Annotated in this window: 8 protein-coding genes and 1 riboswitch; all 8 genes read left to right on the forward strand. The window is 39.3% G+C overall.

Features of this window, described 5'->3' with window-relative positions:
- Positions 1-117 precede the first annotated feature (117 nt).
- Positions 118-214, forward strand: a riboswitch (TPP riboswitch).
- Positions 215-277: 63 nt separating this feature from the next.
- Positions 278-484: a sulfur carrier protein ThiS gene (gene thiS / locus VFS71_RS07080; RefSeq protein ID WP_326400226.1), complete on the forward strand. Its 207-nt coding sequence runs from the start codon at positions 278-280 to the stop codon at positions 482-484.
- Between the two features lie 202 nt (positions 485-686).
- Positions 687-2,510, forward strand: coding sequence for a phosphomethylpyrimidine synthase ThiC (gene thiC / locus VFS71_RS07085; RefSeq protein ID WP_326400227.1), 1,824 nt, complete (start codon positions 687-689; stop codon positions 2,508-2,510).
- Positions 2,511-2,528: 18 nt separating this feature from the next.
- Positions 2,529-3,134, forward strand: a complete 606-nt coding sequence (locus tag VFS71_RS07090; protein WP_326400228.1) for a thiamine phosphate synthase — start codon at positions 2,529-2,531, stop codon at positions 3,132-3,134.
- Positions 3,113-3,868, forward strand: coding sequence for a hydroxymethylpyrimidine/phosphomethylpyrimidine kinase (locus tag VFS71_RS07095; protein ID WP_326400229.1), 756 nt, complete (start codon positions 3,113-3,115; stop codon positions 3,866-3,868). The genes VFS71_RS07090 and VFS71_RS07095 overlap by 22 nt, the downstream gene beginning before the upstream one ends.
- Positions 3,861-4,499, forward strand: coding sequence for a thiamine phosphate synthase (locus VFS71_RS07100; RefSeq protein ID WP_326400230.1), 639 nt, complete (start codon positions 3,861-3,863; stop codon positions 4,497-4,499). Before VFS71_RS07095 ends, VFS71_RS07100 begins: the two co-directional genes overlap by 8 nt.
- Entirely contained in the window at positions 4,480-5,256 is a 777-nt protein-coding gene (locus VFS71_RS07105) for a thiazole synthase (protein WP_326400231.1), read from the forward strand. Before VFS71_RS07100 ends, VFS71_RS07105 begins: the two co-directional genes overlap by 20 nt.
- 117 nt (positions 5,257-5,373) lie before the next feature.
- Entirely contained in the window at positions 5,374-6,531 is a 1,158-nt protein-coding gene (gene thiH, locus VFS71_RS07110) for a 2-iminoacetate synthase ThiH (RefSeq protein ID WP_326400232.1), read from the forward strand.
- 45 nt (positions 6,532-6,576) lie between these two features.
- A partial coding sequence (locus tag VFS71_RS07115; RefSeq protein WP_326400233.1) for a HesA/MoeB/ThiF family protein occupies positions 6,577-6,715 on the forward strand: 139 nt, incomplete at its 3' end.

Below are 6,715 nucleotides of genomic sequence, written 5' to 3' on the forward strand. Positions count from 1 at the left end.
GTTGGAAGAGAAATTAACACACAATCACCGCTTTTATCCTCCAAAATACAAGTTACACCTGTAACAACTTTAAACTTTTAAAGGTTTAAACTTTCAAACTTTTTTAATTACATTTGCTTCACACTTTAGGGGTGTCTACAAAATTGTAGGCTGAGACTTTACCCTCGAACCTGATCTAGTTCATACTAGCGTAGGAAAAAGTAAGATGACTTCCATGTACCATTGCGTACCCCTGTAGCCATTCCTAAAGTATAATTTATACTAAATTCAAAAAGGAATGGAACTAAAAATCAATAATCAAACCAAACAATTCCCCCTTGACAGTCTCACTGTACAAGCGCTTCTTGACATAGAAATTCCCGAAAAACAAAACGGAATTGCCCTAGCCATCAACAATATTGTTATTCCAAAATCCGATTGGAATTCCCATTTCCTCAACCCAACAGACGACATTCTCATCATTTCTGCCACACAAGGCGGGTAAAATAATCGTGTCTGTTTGGGCGTGCCACCATTAGGAAAAGAGGGCTATCAACCATTGCGCTTATTCGCCCCCTTTCCCTACTGCTGTCGGGCTATCCGCGCTACTTCGGTAGCCAGCTCCTATCCCTCACGCAAGCGCAGAAACCAAGAACTATTCATTTTCAATTAAAGAAACAACTACTCACTACATAAACGCGAAAGCTATGAACAACGAAGAAAAAATCTCAAGAACCCCTTTTCCAAACTCCAAAAAAGTATATATCAAGGGAGAAATCCACCCAATAAAAGTAGCCATGCGAGAAATCTCATTGGCCGACACCAAAATGTCTAACGGAAGAATCGAAAAAAATCCTCCAATAACCGTATACGACACCTCTGGCCCTTTCACTGACCCAAATATAGAAATCGACATTCGAAAAGGATTGCCCCGCATTCGCGAACAATGGATTCTAGACCGCAATGACGTAGAAGAACTAACCGAAATCTCCTCCGAGTATGGTAAATCACGCTTAAATGATGAAAAATTAAACCACCTGCGTTTCGAATATTTACACAAACCAATGCGTGCCAAAAAAGGAGCAAATGTTTCTCAATTGTATTACGCAAAACAAGGCATCATCACTCCCGAAATGGAATACATCGCCATTCGAGAAAACCAACGTATTGAACAGTTGAACGAGCAAACCAAAGCGATGCAATACCAACACCAAGGTCATAGTTTTGGAGCCCAAACCCCAAAAAGCAAAATCACTCCTGAATTCGTTAGAAGCGAAGTAGCCAGAGGTCGCGCCATTATCCCAAACAACATCAACCATCCCGAAAGCGAGCCGATGATTGTGGGACGCAACTTTTTGGTAAAAATAAACGCCAACATCGGCAACAGTGCCGTGACTTCCAGCATCGAGGAGGAAGTAGAAAAAGCCGTTTGGGCCTGTCGTTGGGGAGCCGATACCATTATGGATTTATCAACAGGTAAAAACATACACGAAACTAGAGAATGGATTATCCGTAACTCACCAGTGCCAATCGGGACGGTGCCTATATACCAAGCATTGGAGAAAGTAAATGGAATCGCCGAAGACTTGACCTGGGAAGTATTCCGTGACACCCTTATCGAGCAAGCGGAACAAGGAGTTTCCTATTTCACCATTCACGCTGGAGTATTATTGCGCTACATTCACTTAACAGCCAACCGTGTGACCGGAATTGTGTCTCGTGGCGGTTCGATTATGGCAAAATGGTGTCTCTTCCACCACAAAGAAAATTTTCTTTATACCCACTTCGAAGAAATTTGCGAAATTATGAAACAATATGACGTAGCTTTCTCATTGGGAGATGGTTTACGTCCTGGCTCAATTGCCGATGCCAATGATGCCGCACAATTCGCCGAATTGGAAACACTTGGAGAACTAACCAAAGTAGCATGGAAACACAATGTACAAGTTTTTATAGAAGGCCCTGGACACGTGCCAATGCACATGATCAAGGAAAATATGGACAAACAATTAGAACATTGTGATGAAGCGCCTTTTTACACTCTAGGCCCATTAACAACAGATATTGCTCCGGGATACGACCACATCACTTCCGCTATTGGGGCTGCAATGATTGGCTGGTACGGATGCGCGATGCTGTGTTATGTAACACCAAAAGAACACCTTGGCTTACCCAACAAAAAAGACGTAAAAGACGGCGTGATAACCTATAAAATTGCCGCACATGCCGCCGACTTGGCCAAAGGTCACCCAGGCTCACAATACCGCGACAATGCACTAAGTAAAGCCCGTTTCGAATTCCGTTGGGAAGACCAGTTCAATTTATCTCTTGATCCAGATACAGCCAGAGAATTTCATGACGAAACCTTACCTGCAGACGGTGCCAAAGTGGCTCATTTCTGTTCGATGTGCGGTCCTAAATTCTGTTCAATGAAAATATCACAGGAAATTCGTGATGTCGCTGAAGCCGAAAAAGGCATGAGAGAAAAGTCAGAGGAGTTTATTGAACAAGGAAAAGAAATTTATATTTAAGAAAATAGAGAAAAGATAATGATTGTAATCACAAATCCAATTCCTATAGCCAATGAAATCGACACCATTCATTCTCTTTTTGAGAATGGATTGGAGTTGCTTCATATCCGGAAACCAGATTTTTCTGCAGCAGAAATGAGATCATTCTTATCGGAAATAAAATCGGATTTAAGGACACAATTGGTTTTGCATAGCCATCATCACTTGACTTCAGCATTTAACATAAATCGAATTCACTTTAGCGAAAGCGAAAGAAAAAAAACAGTGTTGCTATTCGGAAAATCCCCATTTGAAACATACAAAACAAAGGGATTCCATTTATCGACTTCTGTTCATAACGTAGAAGATTTTAATGAGCTGAACAATACATTTGAGCATGCTTTTTTGAGTCCAATTTTCCCGAGTATTTCAAAAGAAAATTATTCTTCAAAAACAGATTTATTCGAAGCCATTAAAAACAGAACTAATTATGCGACAAAACTCATCGGTTTGGGGGGAATCGAATCAAAAAATGCAGAGCAGGCATTAGAAAACGGCTTTGATAACATAGCACTTTTAGGAACCATTTGGGCTCAAAACAATCCCATCGAAAACTTTAAATCATGTCAGAAAATCGTCCAATAGCTTTAACAATAGCGGGATTTGATCCTTCGGGTGGTGCAGGAGTATTGGCCGATGTCAAAACTTTTGAACAACATAAAGTATATGGTTTTGCGATCAACACAGGCAATACTATACAAACCGAAAATGTGTTCCATAAAATCCAATGGACAAATATTGATTTTGTTATAGAATCCATAACAGCCCTTTTTGACAGTTATACTATCAAAACAGTCAAAATTGGCATTGTCCCTTCTTTGGATTATTTGAGTCAAATTGTTTTTTGCCTAAAAAAGCATTCACCTTCTATCAAAATTATTTGGGATCCCATTTTGAAATCATCAACCGAATTCGAGTTTTTGTCTCTAGAAAGTCAGGTGACTTTGATTAAGATTCTTAAACAAATGGAGTTGATTACTCCCAATTACGAAGAAATCAAATATTTTGACCCTGAGGAAAAAGCCCCACAAAAGATTGCAAAATTCTTTTCTGCATATTGTTCGATTTTATTAAAGGGGGGACATAACACCAATGAAATTGGCGTTGATTATCTCTATACTCAAAATGGAATTCATAAGCTTTTACCCAAAACAAACAAATATTACGAAAAACATGGCTCTGGCTGTGTATTATCCTCGGCAATCACAGCCAATCTTGCATTGGAACAAAACCTAAAAATGGCTTGTGAAAATGCAAAAAGATATACCGAAAACTATTTACTGTCTAACATAACTAAACTAGGATTCCATCATGTATAATAAACTACAATATATCTCTCAAGGAGAAAGTGTTGAAGAACAATTGTTCAATATTCATCAAGCTCTGGACAATGGATGCGATTGGATACAAATGCGATTCAAACATCAAAAGCCAAAAAAAGCATTGGCATTGGCTGAAGCCGTAAAATTTCTGTGCGATGAATATCTTGCCAATTTCATTATTAACGACGATGTCCATCTAGCCGAAAAAATTAATGCAGACGGTGTTCATCTTGGTCTTTCGGATATGAAGGTTGCAGAAGCGCGAGCCATTCTCGGCAAAACAAAAATCATCGGGGCGACAGCAAACACTTTTGAAGACATAATCCGTCAGGTAAATAATGGCTGTGATTATATCGGATTAGGTCCTTTCCAACACACAAAAACCAAGGATAATCTCAGCCCATTATTGGGATTAGACGGCTATCTTTCCATTATAGCCAAAATGAAAGAGTCGCAAGTTAACATACCCGTTTACGCCATTGGGGGCATTACATTGGGAGACGTTAACACTCTAATAAAAACAGGAATTCATGGGATCGCAGTTTCGGGTATCATTACCAAAAGCGATAACAAGCAAGAACTCATCACACAACTTAACGAAAAATTATATGGCAACGTCATTGTTTAAGATAGGAGACAAAACACTAGAGTCCCGACTATTTTTAGGAACTGGAAAATTTGGTTCCAATATAGAAATGGAAGAAGCAATTCTAGCTTCTGAAACCGAATTGGTAACTGTGGCTTTAAAAAGGATTGATCTGGAAACCGATACTGATGCTATTTTGGACCATTTAAAGCATCCCAGAATCAATTTATTGCCTAATACTTCCGGAGCACGAAATGCAAAAGAAGCCATTTTTGCTGCACAACTAGCTAGAGAGGCATTAGAGACTAATTGGCTGAAACTTGAGATTCATCCAGATCCAAAATATTTGATGCCCGACCCTATAGAAACCCTTAAAGCGACTGAAGAACTAGCAAAATTGGGATTCATCGTTTTGCCCTACATCCACGCCGATCCGGTTTTGTGCAAACATTTGGAAAATGTGGGAACGGCTGCCGTAATGCCCTTGGGTTCCCCAATTGGGAGCAATAAAGGATTAAAAACCATTGATTTTCTGGAAATAATCATTGAACAAAGTTTAGTTCCAGTTATTATTGATGCCGGAATTGGCGCACCATCCGATGCCGCTAAAGCAATGGAAATGGGAGCCGATGCTGTACTGGTCAATACGGCGATTGCCGTAGCCGGAAATCCAAAATTAATGGCTGAAGCTTTTAAGGAAGCAGTAATTGCTGGACGAAAAGCATTTGAGGCAAAACTGGGACAGCAATACAAACAAGCCTCTGCTTCAAGTCCTTTGACGGCATTTTTAAATGGGTAAGTATCGCAAAAAACCGCAAAGAGCGCAAAGATTTACGCAAAGTTCGCAAAGCTTTGCGAACTTAAATTTATTCTAAAATATAAAACTTTGCGAACCTTGCGGTAAAAACATAATAATATGAAAACATTCAAATCGGTTTTTGATGGTTATGATTGGGATATCATTCAAACCAAAATATACCAAACTACCACCAAACAGGTGGAACAGGCATTAGCAAAAAGCAAAAGAAATCTGGATGATTTTATGGCTTTGATTTCACCAGCAGCCACGACCTATTTGGAGCTAATGGCACAAGAATGCCATGAATTGACCAAAAAACGTTTTGGAAAAACCATTCAGATGTATGCCCCGCTTTATTTAAGCAATGAATGCCAAAACATTTGCACCTATTGCGGATTCAGTCTGGACAACAAAATTAAACGCAAAACATTATCGGATTCAGAAATAAAACTGGAAGTCGAAGCATTGAAGATAGCAGGTTTTGATCATGTATTATTGGTAACGGGAGAAGCCAATTATACCGTAAATATCAATTATTGCCTAAATGCTATTGATCAAATAAAAGAGCAATTCTCAACCATTTCCGTAGAAGTGCAACCGCTTTCCACTGAAGAATACCAAAAGCTGCACGAAGCTGGGGTTTATTCCGTTTTGGTGTATCAGGAAACTTATCACCAGGAGGTGTACAAAAAGTATCATACCAAAGGTAAAAAATCCAATTTTGATTTTCGTTTAGAAACGCCCGACCGAATTGGGAAAGCAGGAATTCACAAGATTGGGTTGGGCGTGTTATTGGGTCTGGAAGATTGGCGTACCGACAGTTTTTTCAACGCCCTTCATTTGGATTATTTACAAAAAGCCTATTGGCAGACGAAATATTCGGTTTCCTTTCCAAGATTACGCCCCGCCGAAGGAATTATTGAGCCCAACTTTATTATGGACGATAAAGATTTAACGCAACTAATCTGTGCGTATCGCTTGTGGAATGAAGATCTGGAAATATCAATATCCACTCGAGAAAATGAAAATTTTAGAAATAACATCATTCCGATTGGAGTAACGAGCATGAGTGCGGGTTCCAAAACCAATCCTGGCGGTTACGTCGTTGACCCACAATCTTTGGAACAATTTGAAATTAGCGATGAGCGTTCTGCCCAAGAAATTGCCAAAATAATAAACGATAAAGGATACGAACCGGTTTGGAAAGACTGGGATAGGACATTTAGCAAAAGGTCAAAAGCCGAAAACCTTAAAGAGAATTCTATTCTTAATTAACACCTTCTTCGACTTTATGACTTTCAAACTTTAAGATTTAATCAAATGAGTGTAGTTCAAGATTATTTAAGATACAACCGTCAAATGATGTTGCCTGAAATAGGCGATGAAGGACAAGAAAAACTAAAAAAAGCCAAAGTCTTGGTCATTGGCGCCGGCGGATTGGGCTGTCCTATTTTGCAAT

The organism is Flavobacterium sp. (assembly GCF_035760125.1).
Lineage (GTDB): Bacteria > Bacteroidota > Bacteroidia > Flavobacteriales > Flavobacteriaceae > Flavobacterium.

What these genes read in the sequence shown, in the direction of transcription:
- thiS (WP_326400226.1), top strand. Translation starts at nt 278, where the DNA reads ATGGAACTAAAAATCAATAATCAAACCAAACAATTCCCCCTTGACAGT.
- thiC (WP_326400227.1), top strand. Translation starts at nt 687, where the DNA reads ATGAACAACGAAGAAAAAATCTCAAGAACCCCTTTTCCAAACTCCAAA.
- VFS71_RS07090 (WP_326400228.1), top strand. Translation starts at nt 2,529, where the DNA reads ATGATTGTAATCACAAATCCAATTCCTATAGCCAATGAAATCGACACC.
- VFS71_RS07095 (WP_326400229.1), top strand. Translation starts at nt 3,113, where the DNA reads ATGTCAGAAAATCGTCCAATAGCTTTAACAATAGCGGGATTTGATCCT.
- VFS71_RS07100 (WP_326400230.1), top strand. Translation starts at nt 3,861, where the DNA reads ATGTATAATAAACTACAATATATCTCTCAAGGAGAAAGTGTTGAAGAA.
- VFS71_RS07105 (WP_326400231.1), top strand. Translation starts at nt 4,480, where the DNA reads ATGGCAACGTCATTGTTTAAGATAGGAGACAAAACACTAGAGTCCCGA.
- thiH (WP_326400232.1), top strand. Translation starts at nt 5,374, where the DNA reads ATGAAAACATTCAAATCGGTTTTTGATGGTTATGATTGGGATATCATT.